Source organism: Planctobacterium sp. AWM4_229 (genome assembly GCF_056160305.1).
The window spans coordinates 455,966-481,666 of sequence record NZ_JBSWWX010000003.1; the positions used below are offsets into that span (position 1 = coordinate 455,966).

At 44.6% G+C, this 25,701-nt stretch carries 25 protein-coding genes and 1 riboswitch; of the genes, 15 read left to right on the forward strand and 10 right to left on the reverse strand.

What is annotated here, in order from left to right; all coding sequences use genetic code 11:
• Nucleotides 1-24: 24 nt before the first annotated feature.
• Nucleotides 25-1,179, reverse strand: coding sequence for a DUF4785 domain-containing protein (locus ACXAGP_RS08545; protein ID WP_475260772.1), 1,155 nt, complete (start codon nt 1,177-1,179; stop codon nt 25-27).
• A gap of 9 nt (nt 1,180-1,188) precedes the next feature.
• Nucleotides 1,189-2,046: a hypothetical protein gene (locus ACXAGP_RS08550; protein ID WP_475260773.1), complete on the reverse strand. Its 858-nt coding sequence runs from the start codon at nt 2,044-2,046 to the stop codon at nt 1,189-1,191.
• A gap of 367 nt (nt 2,047-2,413) precedes the next feature.
• On the opposite strand from ACXAGP_RS08550, the gene ACXAGP_RS08555 reads away from it, so the two are divergent.
• Entirely contained in the window at nt 2,414-3,589 is a 1,176-nt protein-coding gene (locus tag ACXAGP_RS08555; protein WP_475260774.1) for a hydroxymethylglutaryl-CoA reductase, read from the forward strand.
• Here the strand turns inward: ACXAGP_RS08555 and ACXAGP_RS08560 are convergent.
• On the reverse strand, nt 3,586-4,443 hold the full coding sequence (locus ACXAGP_RS08560; protein WP_475260775.1) for a peptidylprolyl isomerase: 858 nt from the start codon (nt 4,441-4,443) through the stop codon (nt 3,586-3,588). The genes ACXAGP_RS08555 and ACXAGP_RS08560 overlap by 4 nt on opposite strands.
• 111 nt (nt 4,444-4,554) lie before the next feature.
• On the opposite strand from ACXAGP_RS08560, the gene ACXAGP_RS08565 reads away from it, so the two are divergent.
• The 3 genes from ACXAGP_RS08565 to ACXAGP_RS08575 all read left to right on the forward strand — a co-directional run bounded on the left by ACXAGP_RS08565 (nt 4,555) and on the right by ACXAGP_RS08575 (nt 6,547).
• On the forward strand, nt 4,555-4,785 hold the full coding sequence (locus tag ACXAGP_RS08565) for a DUF2789 family protein (protein WP_338292350.1): 231 nt from the start codon (nt 4,555-4,557) through the stop codon (nt 4,783-4,785).
• A gap of 123 nt (nt 4,786-4,908) precedes the next feature.
• A complete protein-coding gene (locus tag ACXAGP_RS08570; RefSeq protein WP_475260776.1) occupies nt 4,909-5,850 on the forward strand; it encodes an aldo/keto reductase in 942 nt (313 codons plus the stop codon).
• Between the two features lie 13 nt (nt 5,851-5,863).
• The gene (locus ACXAGP_RS08575) at nt 5,864-6,547 is read left to right on the forward strand and encodes a hypothetical protein (protein WP_475260777.1); all 684 of its coding nucleotides are present in this window, start codon (nt 5,864-5,866) and stop codon (nt 6,545-6,547) included.
• A gap of 7 nt (nt 6,548-6,554) precedes the next feature.
• Here the strand turns inward: ACXAGP_RS08575 and ACXAGP_RS08580 are convergent, their stop codons facing one another.
• Complete coding sequence (locus ACXAGP_RS08580; protein ID WP_475260778.1) at nt 6,555-7,784, reverse strand: EAL and HDOD domain-containing protein; 1,230 nt, start codon at nt 7,782-7,784, stop codon at nt 6,555-6,557.
• 355 nt (nt 7,785-8,139) lie between these two features.
• On the opposite strand from ACXAGP_RS08580, the gene pheS reads away from it, so the two are divergent.
• The 7 genes from pheS (at nt 8,140) to ACXAGP_RS08615 (ending at nt 15,257) form a co-directional block, all read left to right on the forward strand.
• On the forward strand, nt 8,140-9,120 hold the full coding sequence (gene pheS, locus ACXAGP_RS08585) for a phenylalanine--tRNA ligase subunit alpha (RefSeq protein WP_475260780.1): 981 nt from the start codon (nt 8,140-8,142) through the stop codon (nt 9,118-9,120).
• Nucleotides 9,121-9,131: 11 nt separating this feature from the next.
• Nucleotides 9,132-11,519 (forward strand): phenylalanine--tRNA ligase subunit beta, encoded by a 2,388-nt coding sequence (pheT, locus tag ACXAGP_RS08590; RefSeq protein WP_475260781.1) that lies wholly within the window; start codon nt 9,132-9,134, stop codon nt 11,517-11,519.
• Nucleotides 11,520-11,522: 3 nt separating this feature from the next.
• Nucleotides 11,523-11,822, forward strand: coding sequence for an integration host factor subunit alpha (gene ihfA / locus ACXAGP_RS08595; protein WP_338292356.1), 300 nt, complete (start codon nt 11,523-11,525; stop codon nt 11,820-11,822).
• Nucleotides 11,823-11,913: 91 nt separating this feature from the next.
• A complete protein-coding gene (locus ACXAGP_RS08600) occupies nt 11,914-12,375 on the forward strand; it encodes a GNAT family N-acetyltransferase (protein ID WP_475260782.1) in 462 nt (153 codons plus the stop codon).
• Nucleotides 12,376-12,446: 71 nt separating this feature from the next.
• Nucleotides 12,447-13,379, forward strand: coding sequence for a YbgA family protein (locus ACXAGP_RS08605; protein ID WP_475260784.1), 933 nt, complete (start codon nt 12,447-12,449; stop codon nt 13,377-13,379).
• Between the two features lie 503 nt (nt 13,380-13,882).
• Nucleotides 13,883-14,335, forward strand: a complete 453-nt coding sequence (locus tag ACXAGP_RS08610) for a LytTR family DNA-binding domain-containing protein (RefSeq protein ID WP_475260954.1) — start codon at nt 13,883-13,885, stop codon at nt 14,333-14,335.
• A gap of 94 nt (nt 14,336-14,429) precedes the next feature.
• Entirely contained in the window at nt 14,430-15,257 is an 828-nt protein-coding gene (locus ACXAGP_RS08615; protein WP_475260786.1) for a hypothetical protein, read from the forward strand.
• Nucleotides 15,258-15,322: 65 nt separating this feature from the next.
• Here the strand turns inward: ACXAGP_RS08615 and ACXAGP_RS08620 are convergent, their stop codons facing one another.
• Complete coding sequence (locus ACXAGP_RS08620; RefSeq protein WP_475260787.1) at nt 15,323-15,694, reverse strand: hypothetical protein; 372 nt, start codon at nt 15,692-15,694, stop codon at nt 15,323-15,325.
• Nucleotides 15,695-15,825: 131 nt separating this feature from the next.
• Here ACXAGP_RS08620 and ACXAGP_RS08625 point away from each other — a divergent pair, with 131 nt between their 5' ends.
• Nucleotides 15,826-16,581 (forward strand): Nif3-like dinuclear metal center hexameric protein, encoded by a 756-nt coding sequence (locus ACXAGP_RS08625; protein ID WP_475260789.1) that lies wholly within the window; start codon nt 15,826-15,828, stop codon nt 16,579-16,581.
• Here ACXAGP_RS08625 and elyC read toward each other — a convergent pair.
• Nucleotides 16,578-17,330 (reverse strand): envelope biogenesis factor ElyC, encoded by a 753-nt coding sequence (gene elyC, locus ACXAGP_RS08630; protein WP_475260790.1) that lies wholly within the window; start codon nt 17,328-17,330, stop codon nt 16,578-16,580. The genes ACXAGP_RS08625 and elyC overlap by 4 nt on opposite strands.
• Nucleotides 17,331-17,345: 15 nt before the next feature.
• On the opposite strand from elyC, the gene ACXAGP_RS08635 reads away from it, so the two are divergent.
• Both ACXAGP_RS08635 and lysC read left to right on the forward strand, forming a co-directional pair.
• Nucleotides 17,346-18,134, forward strand: a complete 789-nt coding sequence (locus ACXAGP_RS08635) for a methyltransferase domain-containing protein (RefSeq protein WP_475260791.1) — start codon at nt 17,346-17,348, stop codon at nt 18,132-18,134.
• 85 nt (nt 18,135-18,219) lie between these two features.
• Nucleotides 18,220-18,420, forward strand: a riboswitch (Lysine riboswitch).
• A 70-nt stretch (nt 18,421-18,490) separates the two neighbouring features.
• Complete coding sequence (gene lysC, locus ACXAGP_RS08640) at nt 18,491-19,837, forward strand: lysine-sensitive aspartokinase 3 (RefSeq protein WP_475260793.1); 1,347 nt, start codon at nt 18,491-18,493, stop codon at nt 19,835-19,837.
• 10 nt (nt 19,838-19,847) lie between these two features.
• Here lysC and ACXAGP_RS08645 read toward each other — a convergent pair whose 3' ends face one another.
• Both ACXAGP_RS08645 and ACXAGP_RS08650 read right to left on the reverse strand, forming a co-directional pair.
• Nucleotides 19,848-20,843 (reverse strand): 2-hydroxyacid dehydrogenase, encoded by a 996-nt coding sequence (locus tag ACXAGP_RS08645; protein ID WP_475260794.1) that lies wholly within the window; start codon nt 20,841-20,843, stop codon nt 19,848-19,850.
• 21 nt (nt 20,844-20,864) lie between these two features.
• Nucleotides 20,865-21,353, reverse strand: coding sequence for a glutathione peroxidase (locus ACXAGP_RS08650; RefSeq protein ID WP_475260795.1), 489 nt, complete (start codon nt 21,351-21,353; stop codon nt 20,865-20,867).
• A gap of 111 nt (nt 21,354-21,464) precedes the next feature.
• On the opposite strand from ACXAGP_RS08650, the gene ACXAGP_RS08655 reads away from it, so the two are divergent.
• Entirely contained in the window at nt 21,465-22,361 is an 897-nt protein-coding gene (locus ACXAGP_RS08655; RefSeq protein ID WP_475260955.1) for an NAD(P)-dependent oxidoreductase, read from the forward strand.
• 24 nt (nt 22,362-22,385) lie between these two features.
• Here ACXAGP_RS08655 and ACXAGP_RS08660 read toward each other — a convergent pair whose 3' ends face one another.
• Together ACXAGP_RS08660 and sbcB are read right to left on the reverse strand one after the other, a co-directional pair.
• On the reverse strand, nt 22,386-24,041 hold the full coding sequence (locus ACXAGP_RS08660) for a DUF342 domain-containing protein (protein WP_475260796.1): 1,656 nt from the start codon (nt 24,039-24,041) through the stop codon (nt 22,386-22,388).
• 162 nt (nt 24,042-24,203) lie between these two features.
• Nucleotides 24,204-25,652, reverse strand: coding sequence for an exodeoxyribonuclease I (gene sbcB, locus ACXAGP_RS08665; RefSeq protein WP_475260797.1), 1,449 nt, complete (start codon nt 25,650-25,652; stop codon nt 24,204-24,206).
• Between the last annotated feature and the right edge of the window lie 49 nt (nt 25,653-25,701).

A 25,701-nucleotide genomic window follows, 5' to 3' on the forward strand; every position in this document is an offset into this window, starting at 1 on the left:
TCACCAGCGAAGCTATGGTTGTTTTTATAGCGCCGAATGCACTTCAAGCGTCATCAAGCGACTTTGATCAGTGAGTTTAACATCCACCAATGAAAAGTTTTTGAATTGACTGAATTTACTCAAATCAAAAGGTAGAACCAATTGTTTGTTCTGAGACAAAGTCTCGGCGACATCCGCGGTTTGCAAGCGTTGCAGATTGCCTTGGTTATCAATTCCTTGCAAGGTTGCACTAACGTTATATCTGCCCGAATCAAACACATTGATATCGAGGGCTATTTGCTTATCAATTTGAACTTCACCTAAACTGGCAGTTTTGGCGACGTTAATAAACGGCAGTTTCACCGAGCGTTTAACCAGCTTACCACCTGCATTACCTGAAGTGTGAAGTTCCAACTGATACAGTCCATTTCTTGCTCCAAACTCAGTGAGGGGATTGTTGAATATCACCTGGTTATCTCGCAGTTGGGCATCAAGTTCCTCACCAGAGGGCGATAGCAGCTTTATTTCGGTGCTAAAAGGAACCAGCTTTTGATTATGCAAAGAGGCGTTGATAGTCAAGCTTGTTTCGCCGTCGAAATGTGAGGGCATAGCCAGCTTCAGCTGATAGGGGCTGTTTTTTTCTTTAACGTGTAGCAAATATTCGCTATCAGCCGCCAGTTTGTTCTGGCTCTGAATAAGCAGTGGTTTGTTGCTTACATTACTGATTTTAACAGCCACACTGCCATCGTTAAAACCGGCGTTTTGCATCTCTTGCTGACCAGCTATCAGGTTTAATTTGGCCGGCGTACCATCCGGTTGTGTAATCGATAACTGGTTCAGATTGATGCCGGGAGATACCTGGCGTGCCCCAGAGCTATAGCGGGCCTTCGGGGCCAATCTGATCAGTGCTTCTTCGGAGATATAAACAGGTACGCCGCGATTGATTTGCTCGCCGGTGATGGTTTGCCAATATTCATCACTGGATGCTTCCTGCTGCTCTGACATTAGTCGGGCTTCTTGCATTACCGCTGGCCAGATGTATTCAACTCGCTCTGTTTCCATTTGTTCAGACGCAGGCAAGGCAATGTTAGCAACATTCTTTGCTTTAAATTCCATCTGGGTTTCAGCATGGCTATTTATTGCAATAAAAGCACTCAACAGACCAACAGTGGAAATTTTTGTTAATTGACTCTTTTTCATGTTGGGCTCCTAAATTCTGTCTCGTACTAATTTATCGAGATTGAAGCAATCTCGGCGGCTTTGTTGATGGCTTAATGGTTCGCTGCCTTTGGTTTTTTGCTTGTCTTTAAACCACAAAGAGCCTGCCGCTTGTTGCGATGAACAATTCAGAAAGCCGTCGGAGCAGGAGTCTAACCAATTTTGCGTGACCTCCAGAGCTACCTGATTTTGGTAACCCGCACAATAGCTATCACCGTCCCAAATTGCAGAGTCGACATCGCTGCCCACAACCGATTCAAATATAGTGGGTAAGGCAGGGCGACCTGAGGTACCTGCAAGATAATTGTCATTGTAGAAGGCCATCCAGCTTTCTTGCTGCTGACGTACAGCGTCTGATTGATAACCTAATAGCCAACCTAATGTCGATTCAAAAACATTGCCGTTCATAACCGCATCGGCCAGCGGTGTGCCACCACTTGAAGGAGCCAGCGCGATAACTCGGCTGGTTTTAGCAATGATGTCTGGATAACGGCTGTCCCATGTAGGATTACTTAAAATCCAACGCATTACGTTACCGCCGTTTGAGTGAGTGACCACCTTAAGGTCAGAGATTTGATTTTGGCTGATAAATTGACTCAGCTCACCAGCGAGACAGCCAGCAGCGTCACTGTCCCACATGTATTTGTCAAAATTACAGTTAATCACCAGTACCAGTGATGGATTACTCAGTCCTTGTTTCACTGAGTTTACAAAATCACCAGTCCAATAATCGTTGTAAGCATCCGATGGGTTTCCGGTGCCATGCACTAAGGCGAGGCCAGTATTGGCCGAGGCAGAAGTGCTAATACTAAAAAGTAGCAGCAAGGCTAAAATGTAGGGTCGTTTCATTTGTTATGTTCCTGTTTTGTTTTTTTATTGAGTCAGTAGCTAATTCAGCAGCAAAGAAAAATGCATTCTGGTATAAGCTCTGACCAGTGCAGGTTATAGAGGGTTAAAAAATGAACTTCAAGGATTTATAACTGCATATTGTGAATTGATATAAAGGTTAAAATATTAACCGTATTTTGGTTATATTATTTCCACTTAACAATTTGTGAGTCTGTGAAACGCCGTGTGAAAAGCAGGGAATAGACATCAGACTTCTACAACTCTGATGAGCTAACTATTGGTTAAAATGTCATCCCGTTGCAATAGCCGCTGTTGTAGAGTGAAGAAGCACACACTCAAAAACACAAAGCTTCCGGGACACATTATTATGAAAGTAGCAGATCGCATCCCCAGGAATGGGAAAACCAACTATACCCATGAAATGGCGAAAAAACGCCGGGATTTTCTAACTGAGAAAACAGGGGAGGCTCTGGAACATACGGGACAATTTAGTATTGATCCGGCATGTTTACCCGGCAATATCGAAAATTTCATTGGTGTGGTACAAATGCCGCTTGGCGTTGCCGGGCCAATTACTATCAATGGCGAGCACGCACAAGGCGATTTTTATGTACCGCTTGCGACAACCGAAGGTACGCTGGTTGCCAGTTACAGTCGCGGTATGCGGGTGATTAGTGAATCTGGTGGTTGTAAAACCACGGTGGTAGAACAGTATATGCAACGCGCCCCGGCATTCATTTTTAATGATGCGCAAGAGGCAAGGGCCTTTGGGGATTGGGTCAAAGCAAACTTTGACACCATCAAAGAGGTTGCAGAGTCTACTACCAGTATTGGAAAGTTGGTGAATATTCAGCAGTGGTCAGTAGCCAAGATGCGTTATTTGCGTTTTAACTACACCACAGGTGATGCCGCTGGACAAAACATGGTGGGCAAGGCAACGCTTGCTGCATGTGAATGGATTATTGCCAATTATAAAACTCCAACGCGATATTTGCTGTCGGGAAATATGGATACTGACAAGAAGCATAGTCACCTGAATATGTTGGGCTCCAGAGGCAAGCGGGTGATTGCCGAAGTCGTCATCAAACGCGATATATTAATGCGTTACATGCACACGGATACCGTTGCTATGGCCCGTGCCTGCGTTATGGCCAATACCGGGGCTATGATGGCCGGTGCTGCCTACAATGGCCCTCATTCTGCCAATGGCATTGCTTCGCTATTTATCGCTACAGGTCAAGATGAGGCTAATGTGGTTGAGTCTCATGCGGGCATTCTTTCTCATGAGCTATTGGACAATGGCGATCTCTATCTTGCGGTTACTTTGCCATCACTAATCTGCGCCACCTATGGCGGTGGAACAGGGTTGCCAACCCAAAAAGAATGTCTGAATTTGTTAGGCTGTTATGGTAAAGGCAAAGCCAATAAATTTGCTGAGATAGTGGCCGCAACGGTGTTAGCTGGTGACATCTCCTTGGGCTGCGCGGTGATAGCGGGTGACTGGGTAACCAGTCACGACAAGTATGGCCGAAATCGCGATTAATTAGTTGTCTCAGGTGCTTCAAACTCAACCGCGAGAGGCACCTGACATACATCTAATACGGCTGGCGGTTTTTCGAAGAAGAATGCGTGATTACGGTTTTTGCGAGCCTGTAGTTTTTGTTCAAACACATCCCCCTCGGTTTTCTCAACGCGAATAGCTGGACGGTGTTTTTCGGGTAATTCGCTGGCTAAATAAGTTGTCAGAATGGTCGTGGGTTGCTGCTGGTTTGGGAATAAACCGTTTTCTCCAGTAACGCCACGTTTAGTGCGTTGTACTACATCCATACCATAAACTACCCGGCCAAAAATGCTCATTATGCGATCCAGGTATCTGGGGGCTTGACCAATAGTTATATAAAAGTCACTGGTGGCAGAGTGGGCATCGTTGCCTCTTGCCATAGCCACTACTCCGGGGCAGTGAGTTAGCCAATATTCTGATTTGTCTTGATTAAAGGCGATAGCAAAACCCTTGCTAAATGCCGTAAATGGGGCAAACAAGTCATTGCTCTGCACAAGGGTATAGTCTAAATTTTTGCTGCTGTTTAGCGCTTCAAGTTGCAATGGTGCCAAAGTCAGGTTTTGCTTGCCTCCCGGGCCTGCCTGAGCCACGAAGCCATCAATCACTCGATAAAACTCCGTTCCCTGATATTGTTTACCGCGGCTTATTTGAATTATCCGCTCCACGTGCTTTGGCGCAAACTCAGGGGCAAGTTCCACATAAATCTTGCCTTCGTCTGTCTCGATAATAAATAGATTGTCATCTGCAATGTTTCTGAATTCCTGAGCATAAGCGCTACCTGAAAAAAGTAGAAAGCAGCTCATAAATAGTAACAATATAGTTTTAATTGTTGTCATTAAATACTCCATCGAAGCAAAAATAGCGAAGCAATCCGAAGCTTCAGGCAAAAATAAGTAACTTAACTATACTGTACTGAACAACTAAGTCATACAACTGAGGTTGGTATTATGCTTAACACGACTCCTACCTTAAAAGATTTATTTTCCCAATTGGGGCTGGACTCCAGTGACGAAGGAATGGACTACTTTATCTATCAAAACAATGGTTTACCTGAAGAAGTACATATCGAAGATGCAGAATTTTGGACGGATTCCCAAAGGGCTTTTATCAAGTCCGAATTGGAAGACGATGCTGAGTGGTGTGAGCTGATTGATCAACTTAACGCCATGTTGCACTGACCAACCAAAAAACGGCGGTTAATGGCGTTTGTCTTGTTAACCATACTGTTCAACGAATACACAAGGTAGGAAATCTGCACGGGGTGTAGTCTTATCCTTAGGCGAGTGAATTAAGGGTATTCGATGACAACGTTCCAGGGCCACCAATATTTTGACCGAAGATGGTGTTTGAAGGCGCTCGGGAGTCTGTCGCTTTCGGCTAGCCTGCCTTTTTCTTTTGCTAATCAATCCACCGATTTTCCCATGCTCATGGGGAACATTCCCTCCACAGGAGAATCTGTGCCGGCTATTGGTATGGGTACCTGGATTACGTTTAATGTGGGTGGCAGCGTGGTACTGCGAAACGCCCGGACAGTAGTATTACGCGCTTTTTTTGAAGCGGGTGGCACATTCATCGATTCTTCACCTATGTATGGCTCATCAGAGGAAGTAATTGGCTATGCACTGGGTAAAACAGGGGCTGAACAAACCTTTACCGCAACTAAGACCTGGACGGGCTCAACCACAGAAGCCAGGCAACAGCTTTCAGATTCACAGCGTTTATGGGGTAGAAACCAGTTCGACTTGCTTCAAGTGCACAACCTGGTGGGCTGGCGAGAGCATCTGCCTTGGTTTAAAGAGTTAAAACATGCGGGGATTATTCGTTATGTTGGTATCACCACCTCTCATGGTCGTCGTCATGATGAAATCGAGCAGATTTTAAAAACACAATCGCTGGATTTTGTTCAGCTTACCTACAATCTCATTGATACAGACGCACAGCGGCGTTTAATTCCTCTTGCTCTTGATAAAGGGATCGCGGTGATTTGCAACAGGCCGTTTCGGGGTGGGGGCCTGACAAGGCAAACTGAAAGGAAAAAGGTACCCAACTGGGCTAATGAGCTACAGTGCCGAACCTGGCCGCAACTCATGCTTAAATTCATCATCTCCATGCCTGGTGTGACGGTTGCCATCCCAGCCACCAGTCAAGTGGCCCACATGAAGGAAAATATGCAGGCCATGTATGGTGTTTTGCCGGATGAAAAGCAAAGAAATGAAATAAGACAAGCCTTTAGTAACCTTTAGGGGCTTGGATAAAATGCAGACCTTGTTGAGTTATTCATTGCAGGATTTTTTACTATTTTCTAAAGACACCTGGATGGTACTTTACAATGAATATCTGACTGTCTGGTGGTGGCTATCGCTACTGGTTAGTATTTGTATAGCCATTAATATACTTTGGCAAAGCTCCAGAAGAACCGGGTACTGGATGATGCTATTAACGCATCTGCTCATCTTGTTTTCTTGTCTGTGCTATTACCATCTTTTCTATCGGCAGATAAATGGTTATGCCGATGTTTTATCTGTCCTTGTTGTAATACAAATATGCCTGCTATTGGTGTTAGCTGGTATGAAGCTGCTTGCCGGGTTTCCACAAAATGCCGCGTTTGAAAGGGGATTATTTCATCGCAATGGCATTGACGCTTGGCAAAAGATTTTACTTTATTTGGGGGCCGCTCTATTAGCGTTTCTTAGCGTTGAACTGTATTTTTTTGAGCAAGATAAGGTTGTGATGCTTCCTGGAGCCCATCCGCTAATTAGCTTATTGGTGCTTATCTACCTTGCTAAACATCAGCGGCAATTTCCTGCAATCTATTACATTACGCCAACTATCTTGCTGATTGTTGAAATTCTGACACTTTATGTGCTCGAACTGTCTTTTTGGTGGGGGTATTCAATGGCCATGTTAATAGCGTTTTTGCTTCCAAGCCGTATCCGGTGACAGGCCCTTATTCATCCGGCTCTTGTGTGGCTTCGTAGCTCTCAGACCAGCTCACCGCATCTTGATAAATACCGGGTAACGCCTTTTCTTCAATCCGCACCACATTGGCAAATTTTTGGGTGTTGTACCAGCTGCCACTTTCATAGGCTTTAATGAGTTGCATGATATGAAATAGTGGATTTTTGTAGCCGAGTAACGCCTCTTTTATCTCGTCCTGCAAGGGCAATGTCATCACTATATCTTCCATGGACTTATTGAGGATGATGTCAATCAGTGAAAAAAGCCCTAATAAAAAGCCGGCATCGTTACTGCCTGCTTTGGTGCGTGACACTATGACCTCGCACATTCTGGCGCGAATTATCGACATACGGACAAGCTCCGCTGGCTTTTGCTCAGCCAGATGGGCGGTCGCTATTAACGCAATGAATTTGCGCGCTTCCGCTTCACCTAAATAAATCAGGGCTTGTTTGATTGAACCGACTTTTTCTTGTAGCTGAAATAAACTGGAATTAATAAATTTTAGCAGCTTATAGGTGAGCGCCATATCTAACGCAAATTGCTCAGTAAGCCTTTCAAAGCTGAATTGAGGTCGCAGAATCTCAGCCAGTATCGCTACTACAACAGCATAATTGGCGCCAATATCTTTTGCATTCATCATCTCGGGTTTACAAAAAAAGTAACCCTGAAAGAATTCGAACCCCATCATCTTGCACTGCTCAAACTCTTGCTCAGTTTCTACTTTTTCTGCTAAAAATTTGAGGTGCTTGTGGGACTTTAATTGGGTGAGTTGTTGCTGTATTTCGTCACAGCTTAGCTCTGTTAAGTCAAACTTTATCAAGCGCACATATTGAAAATAGTCATCCCACTCAGAACTATAAGAGAAATCGTCGAGTGCCAGTTTGTAGCCTTTATCAGCGAGTTCCTTACAGGCTGCCAGTAACTCTTCACTGGGTTTGGCATCTTCTAATATTTCAATGATGATATCTTTTGGTGATACCAGCGCAGGTAATCGCTCTAAAATGCCATCCTTACAAAAGTTAATCAGGGCTTTCTTGCCTGAAGTTATGTGGGAAAAACCAATATTTAAGTGATGGTTCAGGATCAAGCGAGAGGTAGCCGTATTGGATTCGACATTGGCGGGATACACATTGGCACTTCCTTCTCTAAACAGCAGCTCGTAAGCTACGGTTTGTTTTTTGTTGTTGAGTACCGCCTGTCTGGCTACAAAAATGTCCATTCGTATACTAATTTATTGATTTATCTACTGATATTATCTGACACATTGAAATATTTTAACCGAAAATTGATTCTCTTAAGTTCAAGCGATTAAATAAGCAGCAAACCAAAGTAAAAAACCGGATTAACAGCATATTTAAATGTGACACAGAACACTCCGTTAAACCAGTTTTCCGGCTCTGGTAAGACTTTGTAGTACAACTGCGGGGGATTTTTGATGATTTTTGTTGTGAAAAACAGATTAAATGGCTGTATATCAAACAAAAATAGGGACTTGCACTAGCCCCGTTCCCTGGCTTTCGTGTAGAATTCCGCCTTCATCATTTTCCTTAAAATTTTTAGCGTTCGGGGAGTATATGGATCTCGAAGCCATAGTGAATAAAGCGCAGGAAGAAATTGCGTCTTGTAATAGCGTTAATGCGCTAGACGAAATCCGTGTTAACTACATGGGTAAAAAGGGCGAGTTAACCGCACTATTAAAAGGTCTGGGTAAGGTCGCACCAGAAGAACGTCCCGCCATGGGACAACGCATCAATGAAGCTAAGCAGCAGGTGCAGCAAGCCATTCATGCTCGCGGCGAAGCGCTTAAAGAAGCAGAGCTAAATGCCAAGCTGGCCAATGAGTCCATTGATGTCACATTGCCTGGTAAGAAGACTGAACTGGGTGGTTTGCACCCTGTAACCCGCACCATTAAGCGTATTGAACGATTTTTCGGTGATCTGGGTTTTGAAGTTAAATCAGGACCTGAGGTGGAAGACGGGTTTCACAATTTTGATGCCTTAAATATTCCCGCTCATCATCCAGCTCGTGCAGATCACGATACTTTCTATTTTAATCCTGATGTGATGTTGCGCACCCAAACATCGGGCGTGCAAATCAGAACGATGGAAGTGGAAAAGCCGCCACTGCGTATTATATCTCCCGGGCGTGTATATCGTAACGATTACGATCAAACTCACACCCCGATGTTCCACCAGGTAGAAGGCCTGATGGTAGACAAAAATGTTAACTTCGCTGAGTTAAAAGGTATTTTACACGATTTCCTACGTAACTTTTTCGAGCAAGACCTACAGGTTCGTTTCAGACCCTCCTATTTTCCATTCACTGAGCCTTCGGCTGAAGTGGATGTCATGGGTGAAAACGGCAAATGGTTGGAAGTCTTGGGCTGTGGCATGGTTCACCCCAACGTATTAAAAGCCGTCAATATCGATCCGGAAGAGTACACCGGCTTTGCATTTGGTATGGGAGTTGAAAGGCTTACCATGTTGCGTTATGGCGTAACCGATTTGCGCGCGTTCTTTGAGAACGACTTACGCTTCCTGAAACAATTTAAGTAATAAGTGTCAGTATGAAATTCAGTGAAAAATGGTTAAGAGACTGGGTGAACCCAGCAATAACGACAGACGAATTAGTTGCGCAAATCACTATGGCGGGCCTGGAAGTCGACGGAGTTGATCCGGTGGCAGGTGAATTTAGTGGTGTTGTTGTCGGTGAAGTGGTTGAGTGTGGTCAACACCCTGATGCCGATAAGTTACGAGTCACAAAAGTGAATGTCGGTGCTAAAGAGTTATTGGACATCGTTTGTGGCGCACCCAATTGCCGTCAAGGCATCAAAGTGGCGGTGGCTACCGTAGGTGCGGTGCTTCCGGGTAACTTCAAAATTAAGAAGGCAAAACTACGCGGGCAACCATCCCATGGCATGTTGTGTTCTTTTTCCGAACTGCAGATTTCCGAAGATCACGACGGTATTATCGAATTGCCAGTAGACGCGCCTGTAGGACAGGATATTCGAGATTATTTAAATCTTAACGATGTCGCTATTGAAGTTGATTTAACGCCCAATCGCTCAGATTGTTTAGGCATTCGCGGACTTGCTCGTGAAGTTGGGGTGTTAAACAATACGGATGTTTGTGAAGTTGAAGCGGCACCGGTTACCCCTGTAATCGAGGAAAGTCGTACTATTACTCTGGAAGCGCCAGAGGCTTGTCCGAGATATCTGGGGAGAGTTATTAAGGGCATCAATTTAGATGCACAGTCTCCATTATGGCTGACAGAACGTCTTCGTCGCAGCGGTATCCGCGCCATTGATCCGGTAGTAGACGTTACCAACTATGTTTTGCTAGAGCTAGGTCACCCAATGCACGCTTTTGATTTGGCAAAACTGGACGGTGGCATCAAAGTGCGCTTCGCACAGCAAGACGAAAAACTCACCTTGTTAGATGGCAACGAAGTGGCATTGCAGAGTAATACCCTGGTGATTGCTGATGAGAACAAACCGCTGGCGATGGCAGGCATTTTTGGTGGCCTGGACTCGGGCGTATCTGAAGGTTCAAAAGACATCTTCCTGGAAAGTGCTTTTTTTGCGCCACTGGCGATTGCGGGTAAAGCACGTCAGTATGGATTGCATACCGATGCGTCTCATCGTTATGAGCGCGGTGTTGATCCGCAATTACAAAAAACGGCAATGGAACGCGCTACACAGTTGTTATTAGATATCGTAGGCGGCGAAGCTGGCCCTGTGGTTGAAGCCGTTTCTGAAGCCCATATTCCTGCGGCTAAGAACGTGACGTTGCGCCAATCCAGATTGAAGCGTGTCTTGGGTATCGACATTGCAGCGGAGCAGGTCTCAGAGTTACTGATGCGTTCAGGTTTTACTACCAGCCTTGAAGGCGAAACATGGCACTGTGTCGTTCCAGCTTATCGCTTTGATGTGGCTATTGAGGAAGACTTAATTGAAGAAGTCGCGCGCATTTATGGATACAACAACATTCCCAATGTTGCGCCCGTAGCGTCTCTTGCCATGCCAGAGCACCGGGAAAGTGCACTTGATCTGAACCTGTTTAAGGATGTGTTAGTCAGCAACGATTACCAGGAAGCGATTACTTATTCGTTTGTCGATCCAAAAGCGCAAGCAATGCTATTCGCTGATGCAGAAAGCATGGTATTACCGCATCCAATTTCAGCGGATATGTCGGCAATGCGCTTGAGTCTGTTACCGGGTCTATTGAAAGCGGTAAGTTATAACCAAAATCGTCAGCAGAGTCGTATTCGTTTGTTCGAAACCGGATTGAGATTTGTTCCCGATGAAAATTTCAAAGTGGGTGTGCGCCAGGAAAATATGATTGCGGGTGTCATCGCAGGAGACAAAGCACCAGAGTACTGGGCTGAAAACACCCAGAAAGTCGACTTTTTCGATATTAAGGGTGACGTAGAGCGGTTATTGGCACTAACTGGTAAATCAGGCGAATATACCTTTAGAAAGGCACAACACAGTGCGATGCATCCAGGTCAGACCGCTGCGATTTATTGCGCTGAAGAGCTGGTTGGCTATGTCGGCGCAGTGCATCCTAAGTTTGAAAAACCGTTGGCATTAAACGGCAGAACGTTTGTGTTTGAATTGCAATTAACGCATCTGTTAGAGGCCAGGTTGCCAAAAGCACAACCATTATCGCGTTTTCCTGCTAACCGTCGTGACATTGCAATCATCGTAGATGAGCAAATAAATGCATCAGATGTCTTGCAAGTCATTGAAAAATTTGGCACAAATCAATTGGTTGGCCTAAACTTGTTTGACGTGTACCGTGGTGACAACATCGGAGAGGGCAAAAAGAGCCTCGCATTGTCTCTGACACTGCAAGATGTGGAGCGTACACTTGAAGAAAGTGAAATCCAAAACATTGTTAATGGTGTGGTAGAAAAACTCACTGAAGAATTTAGTGCATCCTTGAGGGAATAACCTATGGCTCTGACCAAAGCAGATATGGCAGAACACCTGTTTGAAAAATTGGGTCTCAATAAACGAGATGCCAAAGATCTGGTGGAGCATTTCTTTGAAGAAATGCGAGAAGCGCTGGAAGCAGGTGAGCAAGTTAAATTGTCGGGTTTCGGTAACTTTGACTTGCGGGAAAAGAATGAAAGACCTGGTCGCAATCCTAAAACCGGTGAAGACATTCCCATTAAAGCCCGTCGCGTTGTCACATTCAGACCGGGTCAGAAGCTGAAAAGCAGGGTGGAAGGCTCTAAGCCTACAGATCTGTAAGGATAAAATAGATACTTAAAAAAAGCCTCTTTTGAGGCTTTTTTTGTGTTCATTTGAATCGATTAAAAAACTTAAGGACAAGTAGTAAAGCATGTTTATCAAATTAGATAATTCCTCTGTGAATGTTGCCCAGCAGATATACCGGGTATTTCAAAGCGCTTACAAAGTCGAAGCCGGGATTATTGGTGTATCAGATTTTCCGCCTTTAAAGCGCTCTATTGAGCACATCACGATGTCTGATACTTGCTTCACTGGCTTTTTAGAAAATGACACTCTAGCCGCTGTGGTAGAAACCCTATTAGCAAATGAAGTCCTGGATATTCACAGCTTAACGGTAGCACCAGAATTTTTCGGCCGGGGCATTGGTAAAAAACTAATGCAGTATGTGCTCGAGAAAGAAGGATATGAAAGGGCCTATGTTGAAACGGCGTTGCTTAATGTGCCCGCCATTAATTTGTATAAAAAGCTGGGTTTTGCCGAAGTAAAACGTTGGATACCCTCTCATGGTATCGAAAAAATAGCGTTTCACAAAATTATCAAAAGCTGTGAATAATGTCTGTTAATTGAATTATCCTGTTGATCTCAGGAACAGTAATTCTCGTAAATTTCACCTGGAGGTAAAAAATGATAAAAATAGGTACCAGTGCCTGCGTGTTAGGTGAGAAAGTAAGGTTCGACGGTGGCCACAAGCGATCATCTTTTGTGGCTAGTCACATCTCAGAGTATTACCAGCTAGTGCCATTTTGCCCAGAAGTGGGTATTGGCATGTCTGTGCCCAGACCGGCTATACAGCTGCGGGAAATTAACGATGAGATTCGCCTCGTTGACTCCAAAACGGGTAGTTCAGATTACAGCGATAAAATGGCTAATTACTTCGAACGGCAACAGAGTTCATTGGAACCTCTGGATGGTTATATTCTGGCTGCAAAGTCGCCAAGTTGCGGTATGGAGCGCATCAAAATCCATAATGCAGAGGGTAAACTCTTGCATCGCGATGGACGCGGTATGTTTGCCGAAGCGCTGATGAAAAATTTTCCTGACTTGCCTGTCGAAGAGGATGGGCGATTGAACGATAAAGGCATCAGGGAAAGCTTCTTTACACGCGTAGAAGCTCATGCACTGTTTAGAAAGTTAGTGATGGAAGATCTTCAGGCCTCATCCTTGATTGAATTTCACACTCGCTACAAATATTTAATATTGGCCTACAACCCGAAAATTTATTATGAACTTGGCCCCATAGTGGCACAATGTGCTGATGATATTCAGCAGTCGGTGAGTGATTATCGCAGTAAGATGATGGTGGCCTTAGCAAAGCCCACTACACGCAAGAAACATACTAATGTATTAATGCACCTGCAAGGCTTTTTCAAAAACGATCTGGATAGTAAATATAAAAAAGAACTGTCTGATGAAATTGATAAGTACCACAGTGGTTATGTTCCGCTGTTGGCACCTTTAACCCTGATCAATCATTATTTGCGGGAGTTCCCCAATGAGTTCTTGCAAAAACAGGCTTACCTAAAACCCTTTCCCTTAGAGCTCGGTTTGCACGCTTAAGTTGAGCGTTAGTTACATTTTAATGCAAGGCCTGAGATTTATTCACGGGCTTTTTTTGGTCACTGCTATCATAATGATACTGCCATTTACCCTTAACGTTTTCGATGCCAGATTCATTACAGTTGTATTCAATTTCTCCAGCAATCAAAAAATGGCTATCTCTTTCAAGCGCATTTTACATTATTGTTGTACTGAATTTATTTGAACCCTTCGCCATAAAATTACAGGGATTCAATCCGGTCTATCATTTTACTTTAAGCACTTATGGCCCGGTCACAGGCGCAGTAACCTGGATGTTATTGAGCTTTGTTTTTCCTTTCTGTTGGCGTCACTTGGGGCAAAAGGTTTTTGGCTATCAAATTTTTTGGTGGGGGATGCTGGTGCTACTGATAAGTATCAGCAATTGGGCCTATAGCTTACTGTTTCACTATACGCTTAGTGGTTGGCAAAACATGTATGTGCCTGTACGTGGTTTTTTTGAACTAATGCCACAATTTCTCGTCATGTTTACTGCTTGGGGATTGCTGAGTTGGGGTAACGTTATTTTGCTCCAACGGCACAAAACAATTCAACTGCCCGAAAAAAACACGCGGTTACTGAGTTTGTATTCCGAAAACCGGTCAGATAGATTTAGAGTCGAAGCAAAGGCGATTATTTGTTTCCAAACATGTGACAACTACTTACAGCTTTATTATCTCAATGAATCAGGTTCGCTAAGCAAAAGGTTGCTCCGCTCAAGTATGAAAAAAATGGTAGAGCAGCTCGCATTGAATAACGTTGAGTTTTTCCGCTGCCATCAGTCTTATCTGGTAAACCCTGACTACATCAAAGGAGTGCATAAAGGTCCACAACAGGCAACATTGGAAATCGCCTGGCTAGACTTTCCGGTTTTGTTATCCCGAAAAAATGTAAGAACCAGTTTAAACTTGCTAGCGCAAACCACCAAATCAACCTAAATCAGGACATAATCTCCCAGAAGCCTTTAACTCCCTGAAATTTAATGAGAAAACGTTCTCTGTTAACAGCGTTCATCAGAGGAGAAAGCAATAAATGCGGTTGTTATTTTTAGTGATATTTGCAGTGGGTTTTGCGTCAATTACCGATGCAAGCCCAGACTATGCGAATGAACAAACAAAAAACATCATTGAGAAAATGCTTGAAGCCCATGGTGGTTACAAAAACTGGGAAAGTAAAAACATCATTCAGTTTGATGCGATAATGCATAACAACTATCACGGTAAGAGTGAGCTGGCGTGGTGGGCTGCCACAGAAACCATTGATAAAAGAACATTACAGGTTCATCAAGATTGGTTTCTTGATAAAGCCAGTCTTGGCTTTGATGGTGAGCAGGTTTGGTCTGTCAATTGGCGAAAAGCCAATCCACCGACTGCGATGCTCTATTTTTTCTATTACTTTATTAATCTTCCGTTTTTGACTCAGCAGGATTCAGTGCAGTTGTCTGAGGTGGCAGAGTTTGAATGGCCCGGCCATGGTGGCAAAAGTTACTATGAGATAAAAATGACTTTTAGCGATAAGCCGGTGATTGGTAAAAGTGCTATAGACTATTTTGTCTTGTATGTTGATAAGCAGACTTACCGCTTGGTTGGCTATCAGTATGCCATTGGTAATCGCGCGTTCCTGGACGCCTTAGGTCAGCCTGCTGAGCGCAAACTATTTGGGCCTTTGTGGCGAATTATAACTTCATATCAAACGGTCGATGGCATTGTGTTTCCTGCGACGTTTCGCACTATGCCTGAGCCTGACGAGCGCATCGTGGGTAACCATATAATACGCAATATCAGATTTATCAAAGACGTAGCAAGTGGTTTTTGGGAAAGTCCCGAAACAGCGGTTATAGATCCACCATCCAGGCGTTAATCCATAATCGGCACAAATAAAAAAGGCAGTGATAAATCACTGCCTTTTGCTAGTCACTTTTTACCTTAGCGAGGCAAGGTAGAGCCGGGGTGCTCTTTGTCCAGCTTCTCATTCCAGAATGCTTTTACAGAGAAACTTGATTTTGCCGCCTTGGCTTTTTTAGGAGCTGCAGCCTTAGGCGCTTTTTCAGCTTTTTTCGCTGCTGGCTTGGCTTCTGTTTTAGTGGCTTTCTTAGGTGCTTCAGCTTCTTTAGGTGCTGCCGCTTTGCCTCCTGCCAACTCATCCGCCATTTCGTCTAATTGTGCCAGGCGCATGTTTTTGCCGCCATCTACACTGTACCAACCGCCTTTAGCTTCAATTTCTGGCGCTTTGCCATTTGCTGCTGTGTAGGCTTCTGTGAATTTAGCAATTACCTGATCTTTATCCAATTTACTCATATTAATCTTAACTATTTTGTTTTTAATATTTGAATGCGAAAATACAGCCAGTTGTTATACAGGGTTTTAGCTATAAAGTCTAATTTTCGTACTAGATTAGCTATTTTTTACTGCATATGTCGAGGAATTACATGAAAAACACGGCACTTTTGGCGTGGCTTGATGAGCAATTGAAGCCACAATTAATCAAAGATTATTGCCCCAATGGATTACAGGTAGAAGGCAAGTCTGACATCAAAAAAATAGTCACTGGCGTGACAGCCAGTCAGGCACTTATTGATGCCGCTATTGCTCAAAAGGCAGATGCTATTTTGGTGCATCATGGCTTTTTTTGGAAAAATGAAAATCCCGTCATTGTTGGCATGAAGCAGCGGCGCATTAAGGCGTTACTGCAACATGATATTAACTTGTATGCTTATCACCTTCCTCTAGATGTACACCCAATATTTGGCAATAACGCCATGCTTGGTAATTTATTGGGAGTGACTGACATTGAGCCCGTTGAGGGAATAAAACCGGAAGGTGTGGTGATGCGCGGACGCAATCCCGGTAAGGGTAATCTGGAGCTGTTTGCCGCCAATGTAGCCTCAGTATTGCAACGCCCCCCGTTAGTACTAGGAGAAAGTGACAAAACTATTGAACACGTTGCCTGGTGCACTGGCGGCGGTCAGAGTTTTATTGAGCAGGCGGCAGACCAGGGCGCAGATTTGTTTATTTCCGGGGAAGTGTCTGAGCAAACCACACATATTGCCAGAGAAATGGACATTGCTTATATTGCTGCCGGGCACCACGCAACTGAGCGCTATGGCGCCATGTATCTTGGCCAGCAGATAGCAGAAGAGTTGCCACTAGAGGTGGAGTTTATCGACATACCCAATCCTGTTTAATGGGCTATTTTTTGCCATAGCTGCCCGATATACTCGTAGATGGCTCGCTCTGTTTTGTGCAAGTAATTGGCATCAGGCAAATATTGATAAGACAATAGCGGGCCTTCATCACGGTATAAGTGAGCTGTTGGCGCAGGGATTGGAGTCAGTCCCTGTTGCTGAAAATAGAGCAGTGCTCTTGGCATGTGACTGGCCTCAGTAACCAGGGCAAATTGCTTATCCTTGAGAATAGGTGTCAGCACCTGAGCTTCTTCTCTGGTATCTTTTGGCGTGGAGTAGGTGAGTATGCGGTAGTCTGGCACTCCCAGCGCCAGTGCCAATTCTTTATTGGTTTCAGCGTTACTCAATGGTTGATTACCACCGTAACCTGTGAAAACCAGTTTGGCGTTCGGATGGCTTTGAAACAGTCGAATACCCTCTGTAACCCGATATAAACTGCAGCTGTTGACTTGAGAGGTTATGGGAACGCGTCGGTCGTTGACATGACCACAACCCAATACAACGATATAATCCAGTGCTTTCGCGTCGTCAAACTGAACAGTATTGGCCTCAATGGCTCTCGCTGAAAAATTAGCAAAAGGTGGAGTGGTGACTGCGACAAAAAAGAGTATCGCGACACTTTGCAACCCTATTGCCGCACGTTTTTTTCCGCGCAAAAATAAAAACAGGGTAATTAATAGTAAGATCAATATTAGCGGTAACGGTTGCAACAAGGCACCAAGCCATTTTTTAATAGTAAAGCTCAACATAAGTTAGTGTCTGAAATGTCCGATAAAAAAACACAAAATTCCAACTCGCCACCGTCACAAGATATTAGCTTTGACAATATAGCGAATAAGTTCGATAAGAATATTTATGGTACCACCAAAGGGCGCTTAAGACATGAAATGCTACTGCACAATCTGGCTTTTCTGTGGCCATTGCTGAACAAAAATGCCTGCGTATTAGATGCAGGTGGGGGAACAGGAGAGTTTACCAAAGAGTTGTTGGCCAAAGGCTATCAGGTATTGTTGAATGATATTTCTATGGACACCCTTAAAGTGGCTGAACAAAAGCTCGCTGACTATGATGGTTTGAGCTTAAACCACGGCGCCATTCAAGATATTCCCACCAATTCACCGTTTGATTTGGTTACCTGCCATGCTGTATTTGAATGGCTGGACAACCCTCAGGCAGTGTTATCTCATTTGTTTGAACTATTAAAGCCGGGTGCCTATCTGTCGCTGAGTTTTTTTAATCAAAACGCCAATCTGTTCGGCAACGCTTTGTACGGCAATTTTGAATTGATCAACAACGGCATGAAGCAAAAAAATCGACTGCGGCTTGCCAACCATAACCCCCTTAAGCCTGAAACAGTATTGAGCTGGTTAACCGCCTTACCTTGCGAAGTACTGAAAAAGTCGGGCATACGCTGTTTTCATGATTACCTGAAGGATAAACAGCAGCAATCCGATAATTACCAAGACATTAAACAACTTGAACTGCAATATGCAGACAAGGAACCTTATCTGTGGTTAGGCAAATATTTTCATATTGTGATAAGAAAGAACTAAAAAGTGCTTGCATGCCAGCCCGTAATTTCTTCTAATCCAGAGGATGTTACGCCAGCCAAATCTATTTCCTTAGATTTTATCTGCGTGTATCAGAAGAGGTGCGTTGGCCAGATAGCTCAGCAGTGATAGTTTGCGTATTGGGTATTTGTTACGAGCAAATACCAACTGTTAGAGTGACGGGGACCAATGCCGAGGGTCCGATTAATGCAAACAAGGTCGGGTTCGGTTACTTGAGGTGAAACTCTGTAACTGTCACTCCTGAATGGAGTGTTGGGCTTCTGGTATTGAGACGTATTAATGCAATGCGTTCCTGCCAGTGTTAAATTTTCTAATCGCTTACTCGGAAATAAATTGATATGACAGGACTGATAGTCGCGAAGTTTGGCGGCACCAGTGTTGCCGATTATGACGCAATGTCTCGCTGTGCCAGTATTGTAGCCAGCAACCCGGAAACAAAAATTGTAGTGGTGAGTGCCTCTTCAGGCGTCACGAATTATCTTGTACGCCTTGCCAAGGGCAACTTACCAACAAACGAAAGGGATGCCATATTAGCTCACATTGCTGATATTGAATTTTCTATATTGAAAAAACTGGGCCATAAGCCAGAAATGGCGCAGGCACTTGAGCATCTGTTGAACGAATTATCTGCATGCGCCAAAGAAGCAGAACTGTCGTCGTCACTCGCTTTACAAGATGAGTTGCTGTCTTTTGGTGAGCGCATGTCTTCGCTGCTTTTTTCTGAAATACTCAGAGAGCAGGGCACACATGCCATAAACTTCGATGTGCGCCAGGTCGTCAAAACCGATGCCAGTCACAGTAAAGCCACACCAGACATTGCCCTGATAAAACATCAGGCTGAGACCCTGCTAATGCCAGAATTGGCTCATAGTGTGATTGTGACGCAAGGCTTTATTGGTGCCTGCGAAAATGGCAAAACTACTACATTAGGACGAGGCGGTAGTGACTACAGCGCCGCATTATTAGCTGAATCGGTAAAAGCTGAGGCATTGCAAATATGGACAGACGTGAACGGCATATACACCACAGATCCTCGCTTAACAGCAAAGGCTCGCCCCATCAATGAGATCAGTTTTGATGAAGCCGCGGAAATGGCTACTTTTGGCGCCAAAATTCTGCATCCTGCAACTCTGGTGCCTGCCATGCGCGCCAGTGTCAGGGTGTTTGTTGGGTCAAGTAGAGAGCCGGAGGCTGGCGGGACCTGGGTTGCCTGGAAAACCGAACATAAACCCGCCTACCGCGCTATTGCGCTGCGAAAAGAGCAAGTTTTATTGACTCTCAAAAGTCCAGATATGTTGCACGCAACGGGTTTTTTGGCGGAAGTATTTACGATTTTAGCACGTCATAAAATCAGTGTAGATTTGATCACCACTTCAGAAATTAGTGTCGCACTCACCTTAGATGAACCCACTAACGGGAATAGCAGAAAAATCACCGAGGCTTTACTGGATGAACTTAAAGCGGTTGGTGAAGTGACTGTCGAAGAAAATCTATCGTTAATTGCGGTGATAGGTAATCACTTGCAGGCAACACGTGGCGTAGGTGGTAACGTGCTCTCCGCTTTGGAAAAATACAATCTGCGCATGATCTGCCACGGTGCTAGTGCCCATAACCTGTGCTTTTTGGTGCAAAGCGAAGACGCGCCCGGCATTGTAGAGCACCTGCACAATTGTCTGTTTGATTAGTGCTATTAGACTACACCTGAACAATATTGTCAGGATGTAATGCTCCTTTGGGATAATTAATGAGATTGCTCACGGTTGTTTGAGCAATCTCTTTTAATGCCTCTTGGGTGAAAAAGCCCTGATGGCCGGTGATCACCACATTGGGGAAGGTCAATAATCGCTGAAATACATCATCTTGAATAATTTCACAGGACAAATCCTGGAAGAAGAGTTCCGACTCCATCTCGTAAACATCCAGCGCAAGGCCTCCAATCTTTTTGGTTTTCAGGGCCGCAATAATTGCTTTGGTATCCACCAGTCCACCACGAGAGGTATTAATTAACACTGCGCTGTCTTTCATTTTGGCAATGGATTCTTGATTGATGAGGTGCTGCGTTTCTGTCGTTAACGGACAGTGCAGGCTAATGATATCGGAATGTGTAAAAAGCGTGTCTAACTCGACATACTCAACGCTTTGTTGTTGCAATGTGGGGCAAGGGTAAGGGTCATAACATAACACATTGCAACCAAATCCCTGGCAAATGCGAACTACGGCTTTACCGATTTTACCTGTGCCGATGATACCTACGGTTTTACCGTGTAAATTAAAGCCCATTAAGCCCTGTAAAGCGAAATTGTTTTCTTTAACACGATTATATGCTTTGTGAATTTTTCTATTCAGGCTTAACAGGAGGGCGAAGGTGTGTTCCGCCACGGATTCTGGGGAGTAGGCGGGTACTCGAGTTACGGTGATATCCAGTGCCTTAGCGGCGTTAAGGTCTACGTTATTGAAACCAGCACAGCGCAGACTGGCATGGCTTACATTGTACGTATTAAGCTGTAGTAATACCTCAGCATCCAGGCTGTCATTAACAAAACAATTTACCGCGTCATAACCTTCAGCAAGTGAGACGGTTTTACTATTCAAAGTGGTATCAAAAAACGTGAATTGTACATCTGTACCACCGGCTTCCTGACAAAGAAAGGTTTTGTCATATTCCTTGGCACTGAAGACCGCGACTTTCATATGTGTTGCAATTCCCTAAGCTCAAGCGTTAATGGCGGCTTCTATGTCTGATTTTATTGCTTCAGGCTTGGTATTCGGGCCATAACGCTTGATGGGGTGCCCATCTTTGTTTATTAAAAATTTAGTAAAGTTCCATTTAATGCTTTTGCTGCCCATTAAACCAGGTGCCTCAGTTTTAAGATAATTAAATACTGGTGCTGCGTTTTTGCCATTCACTTCAAGCTTTTGGAATAGTGGAAACTTTACGCCGAAGTTGAGGGTGCAAAACTGTTCGATTTCGTCATCACTGCCAGGCTCCTGGTGACCAAACTGATCACAAGGGAATGCCAGTACTTCAAACTGTTCACGATCGTATTCATCATACAAGGCCTGGAGACCATCGTATTGTGGGGTAAAGCCGCATTTACTGGCTGTGTTTACCACGAGTAGGACTTTACCTTTGTATTGCTCAAGGTTTATCTCTTCACCTTTATTGTTCTTCACTGAAAACTGATAAATATTATCCGACACGATTTGCCCCTTATTTTTGTCTGCGTGGTAAAGCATAGAACGTTTGCAGGTAGAATGCAGTGAAAATATTTCCGCTTGAATTTCCTGCCACCTGTAACGCAGAATGCGTCCATATTATTAAAATGCAATGTCAGAGATATGAAAATGAAAAAAATCGCGTTCCTCGGGTTAGGAGTTATGGGCTATCCCATGGCAGGACACCTGGCAAACTCAGGTTTTGATGTCACCGTGTACAATCGCACTACGGCCAAAGCTGAAACATGGTGTCAAACTCATACCGGTAAACTGGCCCTGACTCCCGCAGAGGCGGTAGTTGACGCCGATGTGGTCTGTATTTGTGTGGGTAATGATAGAGATCTAAGAGAGGTTTGCTTAGGCGCTCAGGGGGTTATTGAAGGCATCAAAGAGAATGCCGTTGTCATAGATCACACCACAACGTCTGCAGAGGTAGCCGTTGAGGTTGCGCAAGCTCTGGCAGAAAAATCGGTAGCATTTTTAGATGGCCCCGTATCAGGAGGCCAGGCTGGCGCGGAGAATGGTAAGTTAACTGTCATGTTAGGCGGTGATGAAGCTGTCTATCAGGCGATAACCGAGGTTCTGGATGCATATGCTCAATATCACCGCTTGTTGGGGGAGGTCGGTGCCGGACAAAAAGCCAAGATGATGAACCAAATCTGTATTGCTGGAGTGGTGCAAGGTTTAGCTGAGGCGTTGTCATTCGGTCAAAAAGCCGGACTTGATTGTGAGGCTGTGGTGGATGTCATTTCTCGAGGTGCAGCTCAATCATGGCAGATGGAGAATCGCCATAAAACTATGTTGCAGGACGAGTATGAATTTGGGTTTGCTATTGACTGGATGCGCAAGGACCTTGGGATTGCTCTGCAAGAAGCTTCCAACAACGGTGCGAGTTTGCCATTAACGGCTTTGGTGGATCAATTTTATGCAGATGTGCAAAACAAAGGGGGAGGCCGCTGGGATACGTCCGCCTTGTTAACCCGATTTAAGTGAAAAACGAGATAATTTTAGAACCGGTTACCTGGTAACCGGTTCGTATTGCCACTGATGGCCTTCGTATTTTATCTTGGCGCGGGGATACTCTCGCTCCGCTTTCCATGAGCGATTGTTAAGCTTTACCACCACGCCGGGGTAGATTTTGTTTTTTGCTTCCAGACCAATTACACCTACATAATCGTCTTTCGCTTTTTTGATATCGATGATTTTTTGCTGCAGCCATTCCAGCGTGCGCTTTTCATTGTTGAACAGATGAATTGCTTCATTAACTTTATCTGCCAGTGCTCTTGGGATCTTTTTACTTTTGATGAAGTTAATTTTGCTTTCGTGAGATTTATTGTTTTGCTGCAATTGCACCCACAACTCGTCTAGTTGGTCTTTTTTCTCCATCAACTGGTTAAAACCGCCGCTGAAATCAACAGACAGTGAACTACCTGAAACTGCTCCTAATGTGCCAGCGCTGATTTTTCCATAACACTCTATGCGACAGGCAAAGAGATTGCCGTTGGGATTGTGTAAAGGGCCTGCGGTTACCGTGCCTCGACAGTTAATTTTGCTGTACGCAAGTTGTCTTCCTACGGTGACGTTACCATTGCAACGTATGTCCAACCCTTGACCATGAGCTACATGAACACTGCCGCCAGCTTCAAGAATAGTACTGTATTCGTCGGACGATTCGTGATGCTTACCAGTAGCACCTTCGGTGATGATAATATCGCCACCCGCTTGAACAAATGCGGATTCGCAGAAGCCATTAATAGTAATATCGCCAGTGGCAACAATCTGCATTTTTTCCGTAACATCACCGTTTACCAGTACGGCGCCATCGTAGTTAACGTTACCTGTACCCACATTTACACCTTTGCAAATAAAGGTATCGTCAACCCACATGCGATCTTGCTTGAATTTGGGCATGCCATTGATTTCGGCAATCAACAGATTCTCATCATCTGGGCTAATTTCCGTTCCAGAGCCAGGTTTAAAACTCACCCAGCTGCCAGCCGTCGGCTCCAGCGGGGTACCAGTTACAGTAAAACCTTTGCGACCGTCAGTGGGTGGGACGCGACGTGCGACACTGGTACCAGCTTTTACGCAAATAATATCGCCAAGGTCGCGCATGTCCACGCGGCCTTCTTTTTCTTTCGGTCGAAGAATGCGCTCCAGCGCATTGTCAACCAAGGGTTGGATCCTTGAATTTTTGCCATTTTTGGCGGGTAAACCTTTGGCTACCACCTCATCAAGTACAGTGCCAGGCTCTGCGTTGCGGGCATTGTCCACCATTTCTACTAGTTTCTTTTTCCCCAGACCACGCACTATACCGAGTTTCTTGGCTTGTTTGATTAAAGCTTTAACAGAGGCTTGTTTACCTGCAAATGCAGCGGTAATCACCAGGTTGGCGCGCATTTCATCTTCCGAAAGACGAAAATTAACCTGCGCATCTCTGCGCTCACCAATGCGTTCAGTAATGGGATCCGATGAGTCAATACGCTCTGAATTCTTATAGGTGCCGACAGCTGAAGCAATGGCTTCTTCAAAAATGAAGAAGTTGCCGTATTCACTCTTTTTGACAAAGGCCATGATCGCCTTCTCTTCCAGACGGCCCTCTATCTCCGATGGCATGATCATCAGATCCAGGTATTCGTCGGTAGGGTCGATCTCTAAGTAAATTCCATTCATCTGTTGTACCGCTAATCGTTTATAATAATTGTTTTTGACTTCAGATTAACCGCATGAAGTATTGCGTCATCGGATGCGCTTATCATCTTTAACCGTATAAAGTGATCCCGAAATAATCAGTTCGCTCTCATTGCTATCGGCATCATTATCTAAAACTCAAGATTACAGCTGTTGGGCATAGCGATACAAGTCTTTTAGTATGCTTATATGGCCTGGATTATTGCTATTTGAGGCCAGTAATTGCTCCACTTCCCACATGTATTTTTCCAGAGTCAGGCTGGCTGGGGATTGCGGGTCGGTTAAGCGGAAATGTCTATGCCTTTGCCACTTCTCCAGTTCCTGAGCCGTAAAAGTGTTGGGGTAGTTTCGTCCTCGATATCTGAACAGTAGCGTGTTCAAACGAGGATCTTCAAATTTGTTATTGAATGAATCTAGCGATGCAGGGGCAGTATCTTGAATTTGCACACAAAGCTGCTGATCGGCGTTGGACAAAAAACCACCTGAATAAAGGGCGTGATCGGCATCCAATTCTTGTTGTTCACTGGCTTCGTAAAGCGCTGATAGCTTTTGTTCGAGTCCCGTTTGTTGTTGCAACCATTTTAAGTTTTTCAGGCATTGCTCACGGTCGATGTTGAGTCTTTCAGCGTTTTCCTGCGAGAGGGTTTTTGCTGGAGCCACCACAGGGCATTTGTTCAGGTGCACAAGCTTTACAGGCAATCGTTGCTCGTTGGGGGCCATATCTTCGCTGCGTTGGTAAAGCTTTTGCTGCAACTCTTCAACAGACAAATCTAATAGGGGCTCAACAGGCAAGTTCAGGTTAATGCAAATAATGGCGTTTTTGTTGCTGGGGTGGGGGCAAAGTGGTGCTATCCAGGTACAACAGCCATTTTCAGAGGGTAACTTAGAGGAAATGTGCACCAACGGACTTTTGGTGGCCATATTGAACTGCTCTGCCACTTTATTTTTAAGTCGAAGTGAAAACAGGTAGTCGTATAACCTGGGTTGCTGTTGTGTAATTAACTTCGCCATGGCGATGGTGGCATAAACATCTGACAATGCATCATGTGCATCGAGGTGTTCTATCTCATTGGCTTGGGACAGTCGTTCTAACTTGAAACTGGGTTTGCCGTCTTCATTGTATACCCAGTTAATGCCCTCAGGGCGCAGCGCATAACAGGCCCGCACCATATCAATAATATCCCAACGACTGTTGCCATTTTGCCATTCGCGGGCGTAGGGGTTGATAAAGTTTCGGTAGAGAGAAAAGCGTGTCAGTTCATCGTCAAAGCGAATGTTGTTGTATCCCGCGACACAGGTGCCGGGTTGACTCATTTGCTCATTTATTTGACGCATAAACTGCGCTTCTATCATGCCGTCGCGCAACGATTTTTGCGGGGTAATCCCAGTGATTAGACAAGCCTGAGGATGAGGCAGATAATCGTTGGGTATTTGACACATCCAATTGATCGGTTCGCTGATTGGATTCAAATCCAAATCTGTACGCACGGCTGCAAACTGGTTGGGATGATCTTTTTGGGGTTGGGCGCCCCAGCTTTCGTAATCATGCCACAAAATTGAAGGTTGGGAATTATACTGATTGGCAGCGCTCAATTTAGACAAGCCTTTGTAAAAACAGACCGCGATTCAACCAAAAAACACT